The sequence below is a fragment of the Kamptonema sp. PCC 6506 genome, from assembly GCF_000180455.1.
GTDB classification, from domain to species: domain Bacteria; phylum Cyanobacteriota; class Cyanobacteriia; order Cyanobacteriales; family Microcoleaceae; genus Kamptonema; species Kamptonema formosum.
On sequence record NZ_CACA01000314.1, the window covers coordinates 18,016 to 39,379 of the forward strand.

Annotated in this window: 20 protein-coding genes; 11 read left to right on the top strand and 9 right to left on the bottom strand. The window is 44.7% G+C overall.

Annotated elements, in window-relative coordinates:
* Window positions 1-240: 240 nt before the first annotated feature.
* On the top strand, window positions 241-894 hold the full coding sequence (locus OSCI_RS19810) for a Crp/Fnr family transcriptional regulator (RefSeq protein ID WP_007356892.1): 654 nt from the start codon (window positions 241-243) through the stop codon (window positions 892-894).
* Between the two features lie 87 nt (window positions 895-981).
* Here OSCI_RS19810 and OSCI_RS19815 read toward each other — a convergent pair whose 3' ends face one another.
* Window positions 982-1,809, bottom strand: coding sequence for an ABC transporter permease (locus OSCI_RS19815; RefSeq protein ID WP_007356893.1), 828 nt, complete (start codon window positions 1,807-1,809; stop codon window positions 982-984).
* 300 nt (window positions 1,810-2,109) lie between these two features.
* Here OSCI_RS19815 and OSCI_RS19820 point away from each other — a divergent pair, with 300 nt between their 5' ends.
* Window positions 2,110-3,114 (top strand): DegT/DnrJ/EryC1/StrS family aminotransferase, encoded by a 1,005-nt coding sequence (locus OSCI_RS19820; protein WP_007356894.1) that lies wholly within the window; start codon window positions 2,110-2,112, stop codon window positions 3,112-3,114.
* 19 nt (window positions 3,115-3,133) lie between these two features.
* Here the strand turns inward: OSCI_RS19820 and OSCI_RS19825 are convergent, their stop codons facing one another.
* On the bottom strand, window positions 3,134-4,321 hold the full coding sequence (locus OSCI_RS19825; protein WP_007356895.1) for a glycosyltransferase family 4 protein: 1,188 nt from the start codon (window positions 4,319-4,321) through the stop codon (window positions 3,134-3,136).
* 276 nt (window positions 4,322-4,597) lie between these two features.
* Between OSCI_RS19825 and OSCI_RS30220 the strand changes: the two genes are divergently transcribed.
* The 5 genes from OSCI_RS30220 (at window position 4,598) to OSCI_RS19845 (ending at window position 8,382) form a co-directional block, all read left to right on the top strand.
* Window positions 4,598-4,834, top strand: a complete 237-nt coding sequence (locus OSCI_RS30220; RefSeq protein WP_148288847.1) for a hypothetical protein — start codon at window positions 4,598-4,600, stop codon at window positions 4,832-4,834.
* An 86-nt stretch (window positions 4,835-4,920) separates the two neighbouring features.
* Window positions 4,921-7,251: a diguanylate cyclase domain-containing protein gene (locus OSCI_RS19830; RefSeq protein WP_007356896.1), complete on the top strand. Its 2,331-nt coding sequence runs from the start codon at window positions 4,921-4,923 to the stop codon at window positions 7,249-7,251.
* A gap of 230 nt (window positions 7,252-7,481) precedes the next feature.
* Window positions 7,482-7,718, top strand: a complete 237-nt coding sequence (locus tag OSCI_RS19835; protein ID WP_007356897.1) for a hypothetical protein — start codon at window positions 7,482-7,484, stop codon at window positions 7,716-7,718.
* The gene (locus OSCI_RS19840) at window positions 7,703-8,065 is read left to right on the top strand and encodes a type II toxin-antitoxin system PemK/MazF family toxin (RefSeq protein WP_007356898.1); all 363 of its coding nucleotides are present in this window, start codon (window positions 7,703-7,705) and stop codon (window positions 8,063-8,065) included. The genes OSCI_RS19835 and OSCI_RS19840 overlap by 16 nt, the downstream gene beginning before the upstream one ends.
* 107 nt (window positions 8,066-8,172) lie before the next feature.
* Entirely contained in the window at window positions 8,173-8,382 is a 210-nt protein-coding gene (locus OSCI_RS19845) for a hypothetical protein (RefSeq protein WP_007356899.1), read from the top strand.
* Between the two features lie 346 nt (window positions 8,383-8,728).
* Here the strand turns inward: OSCI_RS19845 and OSCI_RS32075 are convergent, their stop codons facing one another.
* Window positions 8,729-9,784, bottom strand: a complete 1,056-nt coding sequence (locus OSCI_RS32075; protein WP_007356901.1) for a peptidoglycan DD-metalloendopeptidase family protein — start codon at window positions 9,782-9,784, stop codon at window positions 8,729-8,731.
* 201 nt (window positions 9,785-9,985) lie between these two features.
* Between OSCI_RS32075 and OSCI_RS19855 the strand changes: the two genes are divergently transcribed.
* The gene (locus tag OSCI_RS19855) at window positions 9,986-12,334 is read left to right on the top strand and encodes a tetratricopeptide repeat protein (protein ID WP_007356902.1); all 2,349 of its coding nucleotides are present in this window, start codon (window positions 9,986-9,988) and stop codon (window positions 12,332-12,334) included.
* A 7-nt stretch (window positions 12,335-12,341) separates the two neighbouring features.
* On the opposite strand, the gene OSCI_RS19860 is transcribed toward OSCI_RS19855, so the two are convergent.
* The 4 genes from OSCI_RS19860 to OSCI_RS19875 form a co-directional block, all read right to left on the bottom strand.
* Window positions 12,342-12,980, bottom strand: coding sequence for a Uma2 family endonuclease (locus OSCI_RS19860; RefSeq protein ID WP_007356903.1), 639 nt, complete (start codon window positions 12,978-12,980; stop codon window positions 12,342-12,344).
* A 50-nt stretch (window positions 12,981-13,030) separates the two neighbouring features.
* The gene (locus OSCI_RS19865) at window positions 13,031-13,420 is read right to left on the bottom strand and encodes a hypothetical protein (protein WP_007356904.1); all 390 of its coding nucleotides are present in this window, start codon (window positions 13,418-13,420) and stop codon (window positions 13,031-13,033) included.
* A 98-nt stretch (window positions 13,421-13,518) separates the two neighbouring features.
* Window positions 13,519-13,704, bottom strand: coding sequence for a hypothetical protein (locus OSCI_RS19870; RefSeq protein ID WP_007356905.1), 186 nt, complete (start codon window positions 13,702-13,704; stop codon window positions 13,519-13,521).
* Window positions 13,701-14,042, bottom strand: a complete 342-nt coding sequence (locus OSCI_RS19875; RefSeq protein ID WP_007356906.1) for a hypothetical protein — start codon at window positions 14,040-14,042, stop codon at window positions 13,701-13,703. The genes OSCI_RS19870 and OSCI_RS19875 overlap by 4 nt, the downstream gene beginning before the upstream one ends.
* A 92-nt stretch (window positions 14,043-14,134) precedes the next feature.
* Here OSCI_RS19875 and hslO point away from each other — a divergent pair, with 92 nt between their 5' ends.
* The 3 genes from hslO to OSCI_RS19890 all read left to right on the top strand — a co-directional run bounded on the left by hslO (window position 14,135) and on the right by OSCI_RS19890 (window position 19,087).
* Window positions 14,135-15,034 carry an Hsp33 family molecular chaperone HslO gene (gene hslO, locus OSCI_RS19880; protein ID WP_007356907.1) on the top strand — a complete coding sequence of 300 codons (900 nt, stop codon included), beginning with the start codon at window positions 14,135-14,137 and terminating at the stop codon, window positions 15,032-15,034.
* A gap of 137 nt (window positions 15,035-15,171) precedes the next feature.
* Window positions 15,172-17,232, top strand: coding sequence for a hypothetical protein (locus tag OSCI_RS19885; protein WP_007356908.1), 2,061 nt, complete (start codon window positions 15,172-15,174; stop codon window positions 17,230-17,232).
* Window positions 17,233-17,623: 391 nt separating this feature from the next.
* The gene (locus tag OSCI_RS19890; protein WP_007356909.1) at window positions 17,624-19,087 is read left to right on the top strand and encodes a right-handed parallel beta-helix repeat-containing protein; all 1,464 of its coding nucleotides are present in this window, start codon (window positions 17,624-17,626) and stop codon (window positions 19,085-19,087) included.
* 211 nt (window positions 19,088-19,298) lie between these two features.
* Here the strand turns inward: OSCI_RS19890 and OSCI_RS19895 are convergent, their stop codons facing one another.
* Together OSCI_RS19895 and OSCI_RS19900 are read right to left on the bottom strand one after the other, a co-directional pair.
* On the bottom strand, window positions 19,299-20,501 hold the full coding sequence (locus OSCI_RS19895; protein WP_007356910.1) for an FtsW/RodA/SpoVE family cell cycle protein: 1,203 nt from the start codon (window positions 20,499-20,501) through the stop codon (window positions 19,299-19,301).
* Window positions 20,502-20,783: 282 nt separating this feature from the next.
* Window positions 20,784-20,987: a phycobilisome linker polypeptide gene (locus OSCI_RS19900; protein ID WP_007356911.1), complete on the bottom strand. Its 204-nt coding sequence runs from the start codon at window positions 20,985-20,987 to the stop codon at window positions 20,784-20,786.
* Between the last annotated feature and the right edge of the window lie 377 nt (window positions 20,988-21,364).

Sequence of the window (21,364 nt, forward strand, 5' to 3'; positions counted from 1 at the left end):
GACTTACGCATCGAGTCCCAGACACGGGGTTTTTGAGAGCGTCTGTGGATAAGGACGAAGTATTTTTGTCAAAAAACTGCTGGTTGAGCGAAAGTCGAAACCCGGTTTCTTTGGTTGGGTGCGTACTTATGAAAACCTTATCTTATCCCTAACCTAATGATTACGAATCCTTTACCTTCATAATATAAAGTTGAAGAGATATATCTCCAACCAGTATTGTTTACCTGGAATTAATTAGGTATGCCTCCAACTTCCAAAGCAGTTTTAGAAGTAAACAGAAATCGCACAGATCTAGATCGCACCCTGCATTTTTATCCCAAAGGTGAAGAGATTCCTCTAGTCTCCCAAGGGATTTGGCAAGTCTGTCAGGGTTTAGTGCAGCTAAGTACACTTTATCCAACGGGGGAAGAGGGACTTTTAGGTTGGGTGGGGCCTTCAATGTGCTTTGGTCTTTGGTTAACTTCCTTGCAGACTTATCGGGCGACGGCGATATCAGATACTTACTCGATCTGTTATTCTATGGTAGAAGTAGAAGCATCGCCTCAACTATGTCACGCTTTGATGCCTCAAATAGTGCGAAGATTGCGGCAAATGGAGGCGATTTTAGCGATCGCAGGACAGCGGCGAGTAGAAGATAGACTATATCAGTTATTGCTGTTGCTGAAACAAGAATTTGGTCAACCTGTAGCTGGCGGGAGTCGGTTAAATATACGGCTGACGCATCACGATCTTGCTAATGCTATTTGCACGACACGGGTGACAGTCACGCGAATGTTGGGTAAGCTACAGCAAAATGGGTGTATTAGTCGAGATAGCGATCGCCACTTGATCCTGGCAAATGATACTTTTGCGATCGCCTCTGATTTGTTTGGGGTAAAACCACAAGCAGTTTAAAGAAAATTATCTTTTCCCGGCGATTAGAAATCGCGTCTACACAAACAAAGTCCGCCTTCGCGGACTCAAAGAAAAGAGGAGTAACTGTTAATATCGCCTCAATTGGGCTTCGCGATTAAAAAACTGCTGACAAAGACCTTGAGTGACTAATAGGGCGGTTGCAATATTTGCTAATGCTACCATAAACATAATTAAAATCTGGTAAGCAGCAGCATCAAGAGGCTGGATACCCCCAAGCAATTGTCCTGTAATCGTACCTGGTAAAGTGACAACCCCAATTACCATCATCGTATTGAGAGTAGGCATCAATCCAGTTTTAACTGCATCTTTGCGATATTGCGCTACAGCTTGTTGCGGTGTTGCACCTAAACTCAAATGGGTTTCAATTTCTAACTGGCTAGCATTAACTGTACTAACTAGGCGTTCTCCAGCGATCGCAGCTCCGTTCATAGCATTTCCGAGTACAATTCCTGCTAAGGGAATCAAGTATTGCGGCTCGTACCAAGTTTGAGGCTGAATGACAATAAAATTGGTATAGCTTAATGTCAGGGTGGCACTTAGGAAAATGGAACCCCAAACTAAAGGTAAAAGTCGAGGAATTTTCTTGCTAATCCGGTTGCTGGCCACGATGCTGGCAATAGTCAGCATTACTGTCAAAATTGCCAAGACTAGCCAAGGATTTTTGCTATTGGGGTCGAAGACTACGGCTAGGACGTAGCCTACCAAAATTAGCTGGATAGCGGTTCTGGTGGCCGCGATCGCTAATTGCCACTCTAATCCTAAATTTTGCCAAGCAGAAAGAGCGATCGCGATCGCCACCATCCCCAAAGCCAAAGCCAAGTCTGCGAAATCTAACGGAATCAAGGCAACTATAATTAATTGTTTGACAGGAAAATTATAAGATATTTTAATCAAAAAACTTAGGGCATCATAGTCTTTGACCCGCCGTGAGTTAAAACCGACTGGCTTAGCGATCGCGCAGCCGCCAAAGCAGGATTATCAGGACTTATGCACCCAACCAAAGAAACCGGGTTTTTTACGAAAATACTTCGCCCCGATCCACAGATGCTCTCAAAAACCCGGTTTCTGGGACGACCTGCGTAAGTCCTAATAAAGTAGGTAGGATAACTCCTGCAACCAGCTTTCATCCCTAAACTAAAGTCACAGGGTTTTCAGGGTATTTTTTATATAAGGTTAAGATTTATGGTGTGAAGAGTGAACAACGTCCCTCCGCTCGATTTAAGCCGACAGTACGCCCTAATAGGCGATGAAGTAAGTGTCGCTGTTTTAGACGTACTAGCTTCCGGTCGTTACATTGGCGGCCCTGCGGTCGCAAGTTTTGAAGAAAGTTTTGCAGGTTATATCGGCGTTTCAGAATCCGTTGGCTGCAATTCCGGTACTGATGCGCTGTTTCTGGCCTTACGCGCCTTAAAAATTGGGCCCGGAGACGAGGTAATTACCACTCCTTTTACCTTTGTCGCTACGGCTGAGATGATTACTGCTGTGGGCGCAAAGCCGATTTTTGTTGACATTAAAGCCGAGACGTTTAATCTGGACTTGGATAAGCTGGAAGCTGCTATCACCAGCAGAACGCGGGCGATTATGCCGGTGCATCTATTTGGTCAACCAGTAGATATGACGCGGTTGATGGCGATCGCACAAGCTCACGATTTGGCTGTAATTGAAGATTGCGCTCAGTCTACAGGGGCCGAATGGGCCGGTCAAAAAGTCGGTAGCATTGGTCATGTGGGCTGCTTTAGTTTCTTTCCAACGAAAAATTTGGGAGCGTGCGGAGATGGGGGTGCGGTAACGACGAATGACCCCGCGATCGCCGCCACCGTTCGGATGCTCAAAGAACACGGTCAGTCAGCTAGGTATCTCTCCCAAGAAGTTGGCATAAATAGCCGTTTAGATGCTCTACAAGCAACGATTCTGCAAATCAAGCTGCGCTATCTCGACACCTGGAATAGCCAGCGCCGCGCCGCCGCCGATCGCTACCATCAATTGCTTAGCCCTTTACCCGGACTTGTCCTTCCCCAAGAATTACCAGGAGGAAAAGGCGTATGGAATCAATACACAATTAGCCTCAAAAGTCAAGAAAAATCCAATTCCCTCCCCCCCGCTCCCCCGCTCCCCTGCTCCCCTGCTCCCCTGCTCCCCTGCTCCCCATCTCCCCCGCTCCCCCGCTCCCCCTCTCTTCCCCTAGCCCCTAGCCCCTAGCCCCTAGCCCCTAGTTCTATTACCAGCTTACTTGCGATCGCTCTTCAACCACTCGCTTATAAACCCATTCAGTTTCCTTAGCCAGCTTCGGCCAACTAAATCGCCGTTCCAAATCTTCATAAGCATTGTCAACCAACCACTGTGCATAGCCAGGATTTTTTAACACTTCCAAAATCCCCCAAGCTAAAGAATGTGGATTATTAGTGTGAGTAACCACCCCCGTCTTCGTGTGTTGTACCACCTCTGGAAGTCCCCCCGTATCAGAAACTACCACAGGTACTCGCGCTGCAAAACTTTCTAGCGCTACAATTCCAAAAGGTTCGTATAAACTCGGAAAAACCGCACAGTCAGCCACCGTTTGAAATTTATCGAGATATTCCTCAAACATAAATCCCGTAAACAAACAATTGTGCCAAATTCCTAATTCCCAAGCTTGATGTTTTAAGTGTTCCGTATGACCGCCACCAATAATTATAAACTTGGTATTGCCTCCCGTTGCCCATAGTACCATCGGAGCCGCATTCAGTAATACCGAAATACCCTTTTCGTAGGTCATTCGACCAACATAGTAAACTATTTTTTCGTGATCGTGAGCAAATTTACGTCGGAAGTTTAAAGCGTCAAAATCGCTCCAGCGAGGTTTTTTCTCAGCACGAATGCCGTTGTAAATAACTTCTATTTTATTCCAAGGAGTAGCTAATACCCGTTCTACTTCCCGTCGCATATATTCGCTACAGACAATTACCCGCCAAGCATTGTAGGCTAAGTCATTTTCCTTACCGCTGATGTAGCGGTGTTCGTTGGCATGAAGACCGTTATGCCGTCCATATTCCGTTGCGTGTATAGTCGTAATCAGGGGTACTTTAAAAGTGTGCTTTAGGGCGATCGCAGCATCTCCCACTAGCCAGTCATGAGCGTGAATTAGATTGAAAGGCCCTTCTTCGAGCATCAGTTTCCCGCCATGATGTCCCATGCTTTCGTTCATGTTGACAACCCAGTGGAAAAAATCATGAGCTGGCCATACTGGTACTCGATGCACCCGTACTCCTTCCACCACCTCGTACATGGGCGCTTGACCAAACTCTACAGTAATCAAGTGAACTTCATGCCCTAACTTGACTAACTCAGGATACAATTCCGCTACATGACGAGCTATCCCACCCACAATTCGGGGCGGAAACTCCCATGCCAATACCAAAATCTTCATCTGTTCCACTCCCAGAAGTTTATATATCTTAAACTTTAGTGATTATTGACTCCATTATATAGTTATTAAACGTTAACATCGTTATCTAGAAGGGGAGAACAATTTAGTTATCTAGAATAGCAGAAGGCAAAGGAAGAAATAATTATTGAGTCTGCTTTTCATTTATTGGTATTTTTGATTTAATTATCTCCTCTTATTTCGGTCACACCCTCAACTTTTATGGGTGGGTTTTCTTGGTGGTAAGAATCAATTTGAGTTAGTTTTATTTACAGCCTATTGTGGCTTCTTAATTCCGAACTCATCAATATTCCAGCATGGTCTGATGCTGCGATCGCACGATCTGTGCTTACATTCTTACCAGTTGTTACCCCCTGCGATCGCAATTATGCCTCGCTTCAAAACCCGCTGGATGTAGTTAATTATTCAAAATACCATGCTCACACCCTCTGCGATCCTCCCCATCCGCTGCTCCCCAGCCCCCAGCGACTCTTACCAAGACCTGAAAATATGTGATCTTAGCTGCTGCTAAGGAGTAAATTTTATCCTAACTTAGTAAGTAAAGAAAAGCTCCGCTTCCAAATAACAGGGTAAAAATAAAAATGCTTTGCTGGAACTTGAGAGAACCAAACAGCACTCCCGTCGGTGAAGAGAATTCAGCTTGCCAACAGGAAGCCATATTGTCAGCCATCTTCAAACACAGCTCCGAGGGCATTTTTATAGTAGAGCCAATTCAAGGAGAATTCCATTTCGTCTGTGCTAACCACATCTACTTACAAATGTACGCGATCGCAGACATCGACGTAGCCTCCAAACCGATCGGCGAGTGCTTACCAGATGCGATCGCCCGTACCACCGAGCAAAACCTCACAATCTGCCTCCAACAACAGCAATCCCGTTCTTACCAACAGCCATTAGAAACAGAAACAGGCTCTCAGCTAGTGCTGATCGACCTCTCCCCCATCTTCGTCGCTGGGAAAATCACCAAAATACTCGGCATTTGCCACGACATCACTGAGCGACAAAGGAACAGAGCAGTAGCCCACCTTTTGCAAACCATCACCTTAAGTGTAGCCGAAGCTCAAGACTTCGATTCAGCTCTCACCATTGCCCTACAAAAAATCTGCCAAGTCACAAACTGGAATTACGCCGAAGCTTGGGTTCCCAGTGCCGATCCCGCCTTCATAGAATGTACCCCCGCCTACTACAGCACTTCTCAAAATTTAGACTCATTCCGCAGCATCAGAAAACAACAGAAATTTTCCGCCAGCAGTAACTTAGGGCAAATCTGGTCGCTGCAACCGCTCAAATGGATGCCCCCCGACTTACCGCAACCAGTTGATAGCCTTCTTGACCCAGATATCGCCGCCATTGCGGGTTTTCAAGCTGGACTAAGCATTCCCATCCTTGCCAGCGGCAAATTGATCGCGGTACTTGTTTTCTTCATGTTTGAACCCCGTTTAGAAAATAAACAAATTTCCCTACTTTCAGCCGTTGGCGTACAGTTGGGAGTGGTCATTCATCATAAGAAATACCGCAATATCTTTGAAAACGCCGTTGCTGGTATCTACCAAACATCGGCCGAAGGGCGCTATCAAACCGTCAACCCCATGCTTGCCCGGATTTACGGCTACAAATCCCCTGACGAATTGATGACTGGCATTACGGACATCGGCAGGCAACTTTATGTTAACCCCAACCGCCGCGATGAGTTCAAACGCTTGCTCCAGAAGCAAGATGTCATTTCTGGTTTTGAGTCTCAAGTTTATCGCCAAGATGGTACTACCATCTGGATTTCTGAGAGTGCTCGCGCCATTAGGGACGAGAGGGGTCAGATTGCTGGTTACGAAGGCACTGTAGAAGATATTACTAAGCGTAAGGAAACGGAAGCAGAACTTCACAAGCAAGAAACCTTGCTGCAAGGTGTGGCGACTGCTATGCACCATTTATTGACAGATGCAGATCATAAAGCGGCGATTATTAAAGCGCTAGGGACTTTAGGGGTGGTGACAGGTGTCGATCGCGTCTATATTTATGAGACTCACCCCCACCCAGAGACGGAAGAAGCGGCCTTGAGTTTGCGGTTTGAATGGGTGATGGCATCGATTGAGGCTAGCATTAACCCGCCCGATCGCCAAAATTTAACTCCCAATAGCTTTGGTCTGACACAGTGGCAAAGCATTTTAGAAGCGACTCATGCAATTACAGATTTTATTGAGTCTTTCCCAAAAGAAGAGCGGGAAGTCTTAGAGGGAGAGGGTTTGCTGTCACGGCTGATCTTGCCGATTCGAGTTGAGAGGCAACTTTGGGGCTATTTGGGGTTTGACGATGGTAATGATTCCCACCGCCGCTGGTCGGAGGGTGAAATTTCAATTTTAATGGTGATTGGGGAGAGTATTGGCGGGGCGCTTCAGCGACAGAAGATGGAGGAAACGATCCGCCATGAAGCACTACACGATCGCCTGACGGGTTTGCCCAATCGTACTCTTTTGGGGGAAAAGTTGAATTTAGCTTTGCAGAATGCTCACCGCCGGGGCAGCCTATTTGCTTTGATGTTTTTGGATTTAGACCATTTTAAGATTGTTAATGATACTTTGGGGCACGCGATTGGCGATCGCCTGTTGCAGGCTGTGGTGAAGCGGTTGAGTAGCTGTCTGCGGGAAGGGGACACTATTGCTAGGTGGGGTGGGGACGAGTTTATCATTTTGTTGCCCAATATTTCTCGTGCTAAAGATGCGGCGGCGATCGCGCAGAGAATTTTGGAGGTTTTGCAGGGTGAATTTGATTTGGAAGGAAATAAAGTTGCGATCGGTTCTAGTATCGGGATTGCTATCTATCCAGAGGATGGCGATGATAGCGATATTTTGATGAAAAAGGCGGATGGTGCTTTGTACCGCGCTAAGGAAGAAGGCCGCAATAATTTTAGATTTTAAAGTGGCAAGTGTTGGATATTGAGGGTTTGAGTCATTGTTATCTGGAGATTTTAACGTTGTATGGAGGATTTATAGCTTGCCGGATGAGGGTTTCTAATTCATAGAATAACCCAGATTTTTGTTGGTTAGCTATATAATTTTCGGGAAAGTATGCTATCATCAAAATATTCATGTATTTGAGCCGGATCTTAAAAAACAATATACCAAATTTTGCCGGAATTTTTACTATAATGAAAGAGCAAACATTTGAACTAGATGAATCTCAAATAAAATTTCTACAAGGCTGTCAAAACTATGGATTTAAAGACGCGAGTGAAGTAGTAAGAATCGCCATTAAACGCTTGGAGTTAGCATTAGAAGCCGAGCAATTGGAAGAATCAGCGGCTCTCTATGCGGAAATCTATGAGGAAGATAAAGACTTGCAAGAATTGACGGAGTTAGGTTTAGAAGAATGGCCGAAGTCATAAAATTGAAACGAGGTTTAATTATTGAAGTTAATCTCGAGCCAACTCAGGGTTCTGAAACGGGAAAAATTAGACCTTGTGTTGTTGTGACTAACAACACTTATAATGAGCGAGTTCCTGTAATCCAGGTTGTTCCGATTACTGCTTGGAGTGAAAAAAAAGCCAAGATTAAAAGTAATGTGGAGATTGAACCATCTGAAAGAAATGGATTAACAAAAAAATCTATTGCTGATTGTCTGCAAACGCGCCCTATTGATTATCGTTCTCGTGGGGTAGATATCAGAGGTGAACTTGAACCAGAGGTTATAATAAAAATTGATCTAGCTCTCAGAATTGTGTTTGCTTTGTAATTTTTAGGCTTTTTAAAAAAGAAATAATCAATAAATTACAAGGCGATCGCACTGTTGAGAAAATATCAAATATATGCTATTTTATTAACAACAAAGTGAGAGGTAACATGAGTATCACCCAAAGCCCTGAAACAAAGCTGATGGAAAAAATCCGTAGTTTACCACCTGATAAAATCACGGTATTAGAAGATTTTATCGACTTCCTATTAACGCGCAGTGAAGATCGTCTTCTCATTTATACGGGAAATAAACTCTCAGAACCAGCTTTTGCTAAAATTTGGGATAACCCAGAGGATGCGGAGTATGACGAGTTATAATTTTGGTGAGGTGGTTTTAGTTCCATTTCCATTTACAGATCAAACTACCAATAAAAAACGTCATAACAGATTGGCAATCGGCAGGTCTTCTAAAGTCTTCGATGATTAAGCCAGTTATTACGACTATTGAAAAACAACTTATTATCAAGAAACTGGGAAGGCTTCAAGATGTATATATCCAATCTCTTAGAGAGGGTTTAACCAGAATTATAGGGGATACGTGAGAGATGTCAAACAATTGGCAAAATGTTAAATTTATATCGAAAATAAAAGCGATCGCGCTTCTTTGGGAAAGTGCGATCGCCTTTAGTTATGGATTAACTATCTAGCCAAATTCAATCAGGAATTAAGCGCTGATGAAGTCTCTTGTAGATAACTGAATGGTATTGTTTCTGGTGGAGGCATTTAGGGAAACTGCAAAGACTTCACTCGGATTGCTTTTCAAAACTATCGCTGTATCATTAGCAGAATACCCATACTGATTGCCCGGTCGGAGTTCGTATTGACTCAGGCTACCTTGAACTTTGATCTTATCACCTTGAGCGCTAGAAAAGTCTTGAATAACTCCCCAACTGCGACCAATATAACCCTTCCCGTACCAATCGCCGATCAAGAAAGTATCAGCACCGGAATCACCACGTAGTTGATCGACTTCTCCATTGCCACTAGCCGAATAGAAGAAACCATCAAGAATATCGTTTCCTGCACCACCAATCAATGTGTCATTACCACCTAAACCAGAAAGTTTATCATTCCCACCTGAACCAGTTAAAATGTCGTTGCCGGGGCCGCCATTTAGATTTAGATTAGTATTTCCACCACCGTTGCTACCGCCACCGCCACCATTATTTAACTTTGAAAATGCTTCGAGAGGACTCATGGTAGCATTTAAGATAAAGTTTTGGTCTGGACTTGCACCGTTAGTGCCTTGAAAAGGTGGAGTCCGTACCTCTAAATGCAAGTGATTTGCGCCTGATTGATTACCAATTTGACCGAGGAGTTGTCCGGCAGAAATGGTATTTCCTGTGGCTAAACCGTTGAAATTTTGCAAGTGACCATAAACCCACTGACGACCATCGTTGCTATTAACTGCGATAAACGCTCCATCACTAGGAGAAGACCATGTCCAAGCAACTTTACCAGCAATTGGAGCTCGCACCGAAGTTCCTGCTCCAGCGCCGATATCAATGCCAGCGTGCCATTTTTTAAAACCATTGTAGTAACCCTGGTCATAGGCATAACCGGCCGTCATCGGATATGACTTCCCTAAAACTGTTGTAGATAAGTTCGTAAAGACTTGCTTAACTTCGGGTGAACTTTCTCCATTAGAGGTTCTTCCATCAAATAAAATGTCATCACCACTAGCGCGATCCCATTCATTACTATTTGTTGGTAAAGGCATTGCACTTGCTCCTTTTATATTGAATTGACTGGGAAGTTTTTATTTAACTTTCCTTCCCACATTTCCAATATCCCAGATACAAATTGGCTTGGCGGCTCAGTTGGGTTCATCTTTTTAGCTCACTAAATAGCTCACTGCTTCTCTTACTGAACCAAAGCGATCTAAAATCGGATGAGAACACCGTAGGGGTAATGGTGAACAATGATTGATTCTCTGAAGGCATCAGAACAGGGGCTAAAAATCGTTGATGAAGCTAGACGCAGGAAACGCTGGCAGAAAATCGCTTCAATATGGGTAGAAAATGCCAAAACCTCAGAAGCCACACTGAAGCGGTTTTGGGCAAGAAAGTCTCCCATTGATCGGTATGCCTTTATTGAAATTTGTAAGGCTGTAGGTGTTAACTGGGAACAAGTTGCTGAACTCACCGAAATTGAGGAAACAGAATTACTTGTGGTGGCCCCTGTAAAGGAAACTCCTTCAGCGCTAAACCTAAATTTTGTCGGCCGTGAAAATGCGATCGCACACCTCAGCACCCGCATCAACCAAGGCTCAAAAATCATCCTCATCCAAGCACCAGGAGGCGTGGGAAAGACAACTTTAGCCCAGGAATATCTCAAGTCTCAGGGTTTTGACTTAATACTGGAATTGCTAATGGCAAAGGAGAAAGAAAATATTACCCTAGTTGAAAGCGTGATTGAAGAATGGCTAAAGCGGGACTTTCAGGAAGAACCTGGCCGCGAGTTTGGAGTTACCCTTGGGAGACTGAAGCGCCAACTTCAGACGCGCCGAGTGGGGGTATTAATTGATAATTTGGAACCCGCGCTAGATGGACAAGGCAAATTTATTGAACCCCATCGCCGCTATGTGGAATTGTTGCGAGTTTTGGCTGATTCTTCGGTACAGTCATTAACGTTAATTACCAGTCGCGAACCTTTGGCTGAATGCGTAGGTGTCACTAATTACCCGCTACCTAGCCTCGATGAAAAAGCGTGGCAAGATTTTTTTAGCCACCGTGATATTGAAATAGATGCGATAACTCTAAAAGAAATGCACAAAGCTTATGGCGGTAATGCCTTGGCGATGACTATTTTATGCGACCCCATACAGAGAGATGGAGGGATGGTAGCCTATTGGCAAGAACATAAAGTCGAAGCTGATTTATTGGTGGAGTTAGCTGTAGAAAATCTTGTCAAAGAGCAGTTTAATCGTCTCAAAAAAACTTCTCCTGAAGCCTATCGACTCCTCTGCCGTTTGGGATGTTATCGCTATCAGGATGTGCCGACTGTTCCTACTGAGCGATTATTGTGCTTACTGTGGGATGTGCCAGAAGCACAGCGCAGACGGGTAATTGAATCGTTGCGAAATCGGTCATTAGTCGAGTTTAACAAGGGAGAATATTGGTTGCATCCAGTGATTCGTACAGAGGCAATTAGTAGGTTAAGGGAAAGTGAAGATTGGAAGATTACTAACCAGACAGCAGCAGAATTTTGGACAGAGAGTGTTAAGACTGTGGAGACTATAGCAGATGCTAAGAAAGCATTAGAAGCTTATTATCACTATTTTGAAATTAAGGAATTTGATTTGGCAGGGAGAGTTTTCGTAATTAGGAGGTCTAACAAATGGACAAAAAACTATAGAGGAGAGTATTTTGGTGGAAGCTTATACAGGTTCGGTTTGTTGCAACAGACTATTTCAGAGTTCAACCAAATAATTGATAAAATAATTCTGGATATTAATACTGCTAATTTACTAATTGAACTTTATCTATGGCTAGGAGAATCCCACTACGCAAAAGGCGAACCTAATCGGGGAATAGATTATCATAAAAAATCTCAGAAAATTGCATCTATTTTTTCAGAAGATACATATCAAAAGGAAGAAGGCTTAGCATCTTTCTTAAAAGGACTGTATTTAGTTTCTTTGGTGAACATTGGATACGGCTATATATCTCTTGGCGAAGTAGAAGCAGCTAAAAAAAGTTTTGAAGACTTCTATTTCTCTACTAAAAATACAGAACTTCATTATCATTCAGTAGATGCCTGCTATTTTTTAGCTTTCTGTAATTCATGCTTGGGTTTGAATCAAGAAGCACATAACCTAGCTGAAAAAGCTTATCGTGAACTTTCAATAACTGAGTGGCAGCCTTGGAGTCATGGGTGTGCATTAGTATTTTTAGGGTTAACCTATAAAAGTTTAGGGGAAATTTCCAAAGCCTTTGAACTGTTTCAAAGAGCTATCAAATTTGCTGAAGACAGCTACTATATTCAGATTAAGGGACAAGCTTATAGTGGTCTAGCAGAACTCTATCGCATACAGGGAGAACTTAAAACAGCCCTTTCCCATCACTCAGAATCAATCGAACTTCTGGATAAAATCGGTGCTAAATGTGACTTAGCTGAAGCCTACTATCAATTAGGCTTAACTTATCAAACAATAGGCAATACTGCTGATAGTCAAGAAAATTTTAACAACGCAATTCAACTATTCACCGAAATGGAAGCACCCAGACAAGTTGAAAAAGTGCAACAGTCGGCAGGCAAACTGATATAATAAGGAATCAACCGGGAATGATTTTACTCCTCACCCAAACTCGAAACCCTCGCAACAGAGTAGTCTCCCCTACAGTTTTACTTTCCTGCAAAAATCTACCCATTTCAGCCACAGATAAAAATGAAAAACATCGACTAAACTCACAAGCTACATACTCTTCATCTTGCAACTGAAAAAATTGTAAAATCCGCCCGTTATACCTCCAAATTTCCGGTACACCCAAGGCAGAATAAATGTCAAAACTATCAAGAGAACTGCTAGTAATATCTATTTCTATTACCAAATCAGGCGGCGGATCGGTTCTCAAATCTATTTTACTTTTACCTCTAACTAATCTCTCATTTTGGACGTAGAAACTGGAATCAGGCTCAGCACCGCGCCCTAACTCTTGACGCTTAAAAGTAGTAGAACCTGCTCTAGCAATCTCTATATTCAACTCTTCTGCTATAATACCAACGAGAGCCGTAAGCACTTCTTTAGGTTTTTCATGCTCATACAAAGGTGTCATAATTTCCAAAGTACCCCGATTGTAAGTCAGGCGTGAGGAACGGTGTTCCCCAAGATCGCTAAGCAAGCTTTCAAAAGTTTGCCAGCTAATATTTCTAAGCAAAGTTCTCTGTTCAGCAGGAGTTGAGGTACTAATCATTACAAGCTCCTAAATTTTAGTATTTCAATGCCGATCGATTGGGCTATTAATTATTCCCCCTTCCCCTTCTTCAAAAACTCCCGCAACCGCAACAAACTAACAGTTTGCCCCACACTTAAAGGCATCACCGACACCCCCTCTAAGCGCGACTGCACCCAACCATCCCCCCAATACCACTCGTGAAACCCATCAATACCCTGACTCAATAACAACCGCAAACAATTCGACTCCGCAATCTCTACCTTGTGCTCCAAAGCCACCGGGCCAACCCAACTCGTAAACGCCAAACCTTTGTATAATTGTTCCGGCATTCCACTACTAAATTGTTGCGGCCACAGCCACTCTTGCAATTGACTCGGACGTAACAAACTATCCCGAATCTCAGTCTCCGAAGCATTAACCTCAATCCGCAAGTGACTTTGTTGATAATTACCAAACATAACGATTAAATATTTTAGATTTTAGAACGGGACAACTCATCAACTCTAACGCATAAAAAGCGATCGCCTCTAAAGTAACGTTCTCAACATTTATATAACTACTGACTGTTTAAAAGTATTTGTAACCGTTTTTGTTGAATTTGTCGATGGTCTTCGTCTAATTTGGCAATAACTTCTTCTAATTTCCAACCTAATTCTTCCATTTCCAAGCGACTGCGACGTAAATTGGCGAGGAGTCGTCGATCCACATTTAGGGGCGGCACATATCCTTGTTCGTCGATCATAATCTCCACTCAATCTTAATTTCTTCAATGCTGCGTTCCCATGCGGGAAGTCTAGCCTGGGTATAAGCAATAACTTCTGTTACTAACCTTAGCATATCAGGAGTTGCTGTGGGTACTGCATTAGCCAAGCGTCGTTGCAATATGGAAAACTGGGAAAACCGCTCATCGGCTTGCTGTGCTACATTTTTTAGCTGATCTAAATAGTCAATTGTTCTGTCGGTTTCTCCAAATTGCTCAAAAAGAGTATATTCGGCTTCTGTAGCATTTTCAATAATATGCAATAGTTGCCGTTTTAGGCTCCAAATGGTTTCGGCAATTTCTATGGGCAGTTTTGCCATGTCTAGTTGTGTGAAATTACGCTATAGATTTTAGGCGAAGTAGAACGCCGCTAGAATAAAGAAAGTGGAAGTTGTTAAGAAATGTAAGGTTCATGGCCGATCAATTAATTCGCGCTACAGCCGCAGAGGGCGGAATTCGGGCTGTAGGCGTAATCACCACCCGCCTCACGGAAGAAGCTAGACGGCGACACCAACTCTCCTACGTCGCCACCGCCGCCCTCGGCCGCACTATGTCAGCGGGGCTGCTATTGGCCTCTAATATGAAAACACAGCAATCCAGAGTCAATATTCGCATTAGAGGGGATGGCCCCTTGGGCGGGTTGATGGTTGATGCTGGCACAGACGGAACCGTGCGCGGCTATGTAGATAACCCCAAAATCGAACTTCCGCCAAATGCGCTTGGTAAACTCGATGTCGGCGGCGCAATCGGCGAAGGCTACCTCTACGTCGTGCGAGATGTCGGCTATGGCTATCCTTACTCCAGTACCGTAGAACTTGTTTCTGGGGAAATCGGGGACGACATCAGCCATTACCTGGCCACATCGGAACAAACGCCTTCAGCTTTAGTTTTGGGAGTATTTGTTGGCGCTGAAGGCGTACAAGCTTCTGGCGGCCTCATGTTACAAATTATGCCCAAAGCTGCTACTGATGATGAGTTGGTGGAAAAGCTGGAATCTAGAGTAGCTTCACTATCCGGTTTTACGCCTCTGTTACGCTCTGGTAAAACATTAGAGCAGATGTTTGAGGAACTACTCGGAGATATGGGTCTGGAAATCTTGCCAGAGGTTCAGATGCTACGCTTTCACTGTGGCTGTTCCTTCGATCGCGTTTTAGGAGCCTTAAAAATGTTAGGCGAAGCCGAACTTCAAGACATGATTGAAAAGGATGATGGTGCAGAAGCGACTTGTCACTTCTGCGGCGAGGTTTACAAAGCCAGCAGCGATCATCTAGCCGAACTGATCGATGATTTGCAAGCACAAGCCCAATCTTAAACAGTTAACGGTTAACGGTTAACCGTTAACTGTTAACTGTTAACAAATTTGGATTTTTTGGAGTTGGGGAGTACGATAGCAACCATTGCAGTTGTGAAACGGTCAAAGCTGCTAGATTGCTGTTTGTGGTGGTGATTATGAGTGAAGAGCGGGAAATACCGGGCCTATGGTCAGCCTCAGAGCCTTTAGAAGCTAGGGAAAACTCTCAACCCGATGGGGGGGGTGAGTCAGGGCGACAAACCCGCGCACAGCGGCGAAAAGCCCTCGCTCTGCGCTTGGGAACTCAGGAAGAACCAGAACCGCCGCAACCAAAACCCCCGTCTCTTGGGCCTAAGTTCTGGCAAAGTTGGCGGCGATGGCCGACGAAATGGCCGTTTTGGGTGGTGGTAATTGTCGCCCTCCCTGGCGGGGTGGCTTTGATCGCGATCGCATCTCTGTTCCGTCTGGCGGCTCAACCAAATTGCCTGAGCATTTTTTGGCCAACGGCTTCAGCTTCGGATCGTCTCTATTGCGCTGAGGTGACGGCCCAGAAGCAGACTGTGGACGACTTGCTGGCGGCGATTGACTTGGTTAATGCTCTACCCAAGGATCACCCCCTGCGGACTGCAATTAATCGTCAGATTGAAAACTGGTCGGAAGATATTCTGAAGTTGGGCGATGCTGCTTTCCAAGCGGGTAATCTGGGAGAAGCGATCGCGATCGCTCGGAAAGTCCCTAGCGATGTTCCCGCTTACCCGCAAGTGGAAAAGCAAATCCAGCAGTGGCAGTTAATATGGGATGATGCAGAAAAAATCTATCAAGCCGCAGAAGATTATCTTCGCAAGGAAGACTGGAATCAAGCGTTTCGACAAGCAACTCTGCTGCTGGATATCGGCAATACTTACTGGGAAACCGCTAGATACGAGGAAATTACTAAGGCAATTCAGACTTCCCGTGCAGATGGTAACAAGTTGGCAAAAGCTCGAAGTACGGCGGAGGCTGGAGGGGTAGACAATCTGTTTGCGGCAATTCAGTTAGCTGGTGCGATCGCTCCTGAAAGCTACATCTACCAGGCCGCTCAAAAGGCGATCGCGGAATTTGGTAAAAAGATTATGGAATTAGCAGAAGCGCAGTTGAAAACCGGACAATGGCAAGGCGCGATCGACATTGTGAATAAAATTCCGGAAAGCGCCAATTTAAAAGAAGAAGTCAAAGATTTTAGAGAGTTAGCTAGCGCTGCTTCTCAGACTCAAGGAGGGACGATCGCGGGTTTGGAGAATGCGATCAAAGCTGCTAAAAAGATTAAATCTAACCGCCCACTTTACAATAACGCCCAAGAATTTATTAGCAATTGGCAACAAGAAATTGCGGATGTGAAAACCCTGGAAGCCGCACGCCAGGTAGCTGCAAAGGGAGGCGCGAACGATCTCAAGGTGGCGATCGCGCAATTACAGACAATTCCTGCGGGAAATCCGCGAGGGCCAGAAGCGCAGAAGGAAATCGCAACCTGGACTCGCCAAGTTGAGTTGATGGAGGACACTCCAATTCTAGAAAGGGCCGACCAAATCGCGACTCTGGGGGATGCTAATTCTCTGGAAGCTGCCATTGTTGAAGCCAGGAAAATTGGCGTTGGGCGGGCGCTCTACCAGCAAGCTCAGGATAAAATTAAAACTTGGGGAGATCAAAGCCAGCAGTTTCGAGATCGGCCTTATTTAGATCGGGCGCAGCAGTTAGCTAATGATGGTAATTTATTAGCTGCGATCGCGGCGGCTAGCAAGATTCAACCGGGACGGACACTCTACGATGAAGCGCGATCGAATATCCGCAACTGGGAATCTCAGTTACAGGCAAAGGATGGCTTGCAAAATGCTCGTCAGGCGGCTGAACCTGGTACTGCTGATGCTTTGGAAACGGCGATTTTGCTAGCCAATCAGGTACCGGAGTCTAGCGGGTTGCGATCGGAAGCTGACGAGGCGATTAATGATTGGAGTCAGAGAATTTTCGCGATCGCGCAGGAAGAATCTGCATCCGATTTGCCGGGTGCGATCGCGATTCTGAGGAAAATTCCCTCCGGTACTCGCATTTATGAAGAAGCGCGAGCGCAAATCGAAGTGTGGCAAGAATCTCTGAATTCTCCTCCTGTAGAATCCGAACCTCCTATTGAGAAGAGCAATAAGCAACCTAAATTTCCAGAACAGGGGCTAGGGGCTAGGGGCTAGGGGCTAGGGGCTAGGGGCTAGGGAAGAAGGGAAGAAAGGAAGAAAGGAATAGAATCAGCCAGTTCCAGCAATGATATCGTGTCCGGCAAATTACTTACCATCTGTCATTGCGAGCGAAGCGAAGCAATCGCCTAGTCTCTGCGATTGCTTCGCTTCGCTCGCAATGACAAGTAAGCAACCGCTTTCGTCGGTTAGGACGTTCTGACTTCTACCAAACTCGCTGATTCTATTCCCTTCTTCCCCTTCTTTCCCTAGTCCCTAGCCCCTAGCCCCTAGCCCCTAACCGCCCTGGCGGTTGCTATATGAGCGAGTGTCCTAACAGACGAAAGCGGTTACTTGCTATAACTGTTAAGGGTGATTCTAATAGTCGAAAACACAATCAGTAGCATCTATGACAGAAATTGTTGTTAAGAATACTAGCGATGGGAGTCCTGACTCTCTGAGAAACGCGATCGCCTCCGCAACGGCTGGAGATACCATTACCTTCGATTCTACCTTAGCAAACCAGGTGATTTTGTTGACCAATGGTCAACTTACCATCGATAAAAACTTGACCATCGACGGCGCAAATGCTCCCAAATTAACAGTTAAAAGTTCGGGAGATAGCAGAATTTTTCGCATTAGTGATAGTGCAAACTTTACTCTCAAAAACCTGATCCTCACTGGGGGGAAACTGTCGGGAACTGACCCCGATAATTTTGAAGATTCCGCAGGTGGAGCGATTTTGATTGGTGGGGACTCTCAAACTGCGATCGAAAACTGCACCTTCGAGGGTAACTCCGCAGGAATTGGCGGTGCTATTTACTCCCAGTGGCGAACTAACTTCACAGCTAAATCCTGTATTTTTCGCCACAACGACGGCTCTTTAATCCCGGAAACAGAACGAGGTGGCGGTGCTGTCTCCATCCATAGCGAATCTTTCTCTACCTTTATAGATTGCGAATTCTATCAAAATAAAGGCACTTTGGGCGCGGGAATCAACAGCTTGCTGAGTTCTTTAACAGTCGAAAATTGCAAATTTACTGAAAATGATGCCAGCTACGGCGGAACGGTGGGAGCCTCAGAAACTAGGGGTTATGGAGGTGCAATTTTTACCGATGGCGCAGGCCCGCATGGAACTGGCGGTGAAATTATAGTTCGGAATACCACTTTTGAACAGAATAAAGCTGCTGGACAAGGTGGCGCGGCTTTCTTAGGAGGATATGCGCCAGACAAAGTAACAGTTGACAAGTGTTTGTTTAAAGATAATGTCTTAGTCAGAGATGGTAAGGGAGATTCCCTTGGAGGTGGTTTGCGGATTTTCAACGCAGAGTATCAGATATCTAACTCCACTTTCACTAATAACCAAGCGGAAGATCAAGGCGGTGGTTTGTGGGTAGGAGAAACTTCTCCAGGTGCGATCGCAAATAGCACTTTTGTGGGTAATTTGGTAGGACTCGCAGAAGGCAATGGCGTAGGCGGGGCAATTTATATCTCGACTTCTGAAGCAACGGAAATTATTAACTGCACCTTGGCTAACAACCAAGCAGGATATGAAGCGGGTGGCATTCGTGGCGGGCAAAACGTTCGCCTTACTAGCACGATTATCTCCTCAAATACGGCTGCAAATCCTTGGGGGAATAAGCAAAATACCTCCGATCATCGAGGGTTCGTCCCGGAACCAGGGGCCTATTTTGCCGATGGTGGCGGGAATATTGAGTGGCCTGCGATCGAGAATACCTTTAACAATGGCAAAGCTACAGCAGGTTCTCTGGAAGTCGATCCTAATTTGGGCCCCCTTGAAGATAACGGTACAGGAATACTAATTTATGCTCCTCTCGCTGATAGTCCTGCAATTAATGCTGGGGCAAGTTGATAGGGAAAGAAAGGGACTAGGGGAAGATAGGGGCTAGAGACTAGGGGCTAGGGGAAGATAGGGGTTAGGAACTAGAAAATAGGGGCTAGGGGAAGATAAGGATTTGGAACTAGAAAATAGGGCAAGAGAAGAAGAAGTTCCTAATTTCTCTTAACTTCTACCTCTCTCTTCCCTTTATTTCCCTAGCCCTAGCCCCTAGCCCCTAATTCCCCTAGCCCCTAGTCCCTAGTCTCTTGCGTCTCATTTCATCTCTACGCCCATCCAAAGAGACAACCTCCGCCTCTGAACTCTCCCTAGCCACCCGAATTAATAGGCCCGCTAACAACAAACTTGCCACCATCGAACTACCACCATAACTAAACAATGGTAGTGGCAAACCTGTAGTCGGTAAAACTCCCGTCGCCACCCCAATATTTAAAAGTGATTGACCCACCATCACCACCATCACCCCAATCGCCACCAATTGATACTCAATATTACGAGCCTTCAGTGCTACCAACAGCGCCAGCGTCCCATAAGCCGCCAAAAAAAGTAATAGTACCAAACTCCCTGCCAAGCCAAACTCTTCAGCATAAACAGCAAAAATAAAATCGCTATACTGAATCGGTAGATAAAATAACTTTTGCTGCGACATCCCTAAACCAGTACCCCAAAATCCACCAGAACCAACCGCCAATAGACTTTGAATTAACTGATAACCATCCTGCATCGGATCTGCCCAAGGATTCAAAAAAGACATAATTCGGCGGCGCTGATATTCTTTAATACTGATACTTAGAACGCCTAAAAACAGCCCTCCGATAGCCGTTGCCCCCAATTGATAATAAGGCAATCCAGCAGCCATTGCTACCAACCACAAAGTCATCCCACACAAAGCCGTTGTACTCAAATTTGGCTGCAACAAAATACCCAACAATACCAGTCCAAAAATTCCCATCCAAGCCCAGCGGAATTTATAATTGAGGCGATACCAGTTACCGAAAACGCGCGCACTTTGTAGCACTAAAAAAGGCTTAATTAACTCAGAAGGTTGAATAATTGGAACTGGGCCAATAGATATCCAGCGAGTTGCACCGTTAACATTAGTTCCCAGTCCGGGAACTAATGTTAACAACAGCAAACCTACTAACAAGAAAAATCCCCACTGAGCTATCCCCAAAATGTAGCGCAGAGAAGAGTGTACAATTACGTTAAAACCCACTAACCCGATTGCTACTGCGATTAACTGTCGCTTAAAGTAATAAAGTCCATCTCCATAATCAGCATTAGCGCTAGGGTAGGAAGCTGAAAACAGCACTACTAACCCCACAAATAGCCAGAGGAAAGTCAGCCACCGCAATACGCGGGCCTCTACAGACCATTCCTGCACTGAGGGGTCAAGAAAGGGAATTAAGCGTCGGATGTCATAGGCCATAGGATTAATTTAGAATTTAGGATAACTTACAGCATATTCCATGTAAATGTAGTACAGAGAAACCGGGTTTCTTAAACAAAATCAGTTTATGGGGGAGAGCTTTCAAGAAACCCGGTTTCTGGGGTGTACTTCATAAAATGAATGAAAACTATAGCCGAAGAAAGAAGGAAGAAGGAAGAAGGAAGGAGGAAAATGCAACTAACAACTAACAACTAACAACTAACAATAAAAAAGAGGCCGAACTCGACCTCTTGCCAATACATTATTGAATCTGCAAAGATTTTACAGCAGACCTGTATTAGCACCCGGTTTACCAGTAGCGAGTTGAACCTTGATAATTTTCCCGCCCATTTTCATGATCCGTTGCTGTTCCCGGAACCAGTTGTCATAGGGAACTAACTTTGTAAAGTAAGTATTTTGCAATTCCCGCTGAGTGCGGATGCGAGTTTGGCTGGGAACGCAAGCAGTCACCTTAAACATTCTCATGGTGCAAATTTCTCCTCAGTTGGTTGACCAATTCTTTAGATGATTTTTTAAAAGATTGAAGGCAGAAAGTCCATCAATTTTCGATTTTTCATGCTATGATTTTGGATTTTTGATTGGGGATAAACTCCAAGATTCCAAATATTTTTCAGAAGCTCAGACAATTCACTAATCTAAAATCTAAAACCGTTTGAAGGCAGGGAGTTTAGAGTCAAAGCCAGCTCATTAAAACTAATCAAATCATCGAGATCAGCCTGTCACGGTCTAGCACTCACTCTCAACTTCCCTGACCTCATTGAAAAGTAAAAGTCAAAAGGCAAAAAAGGCGAGTAAGAAATTAAATTCTTCCTTCTTTTTTCTTCCTTCCTCCTTCTTCCTTT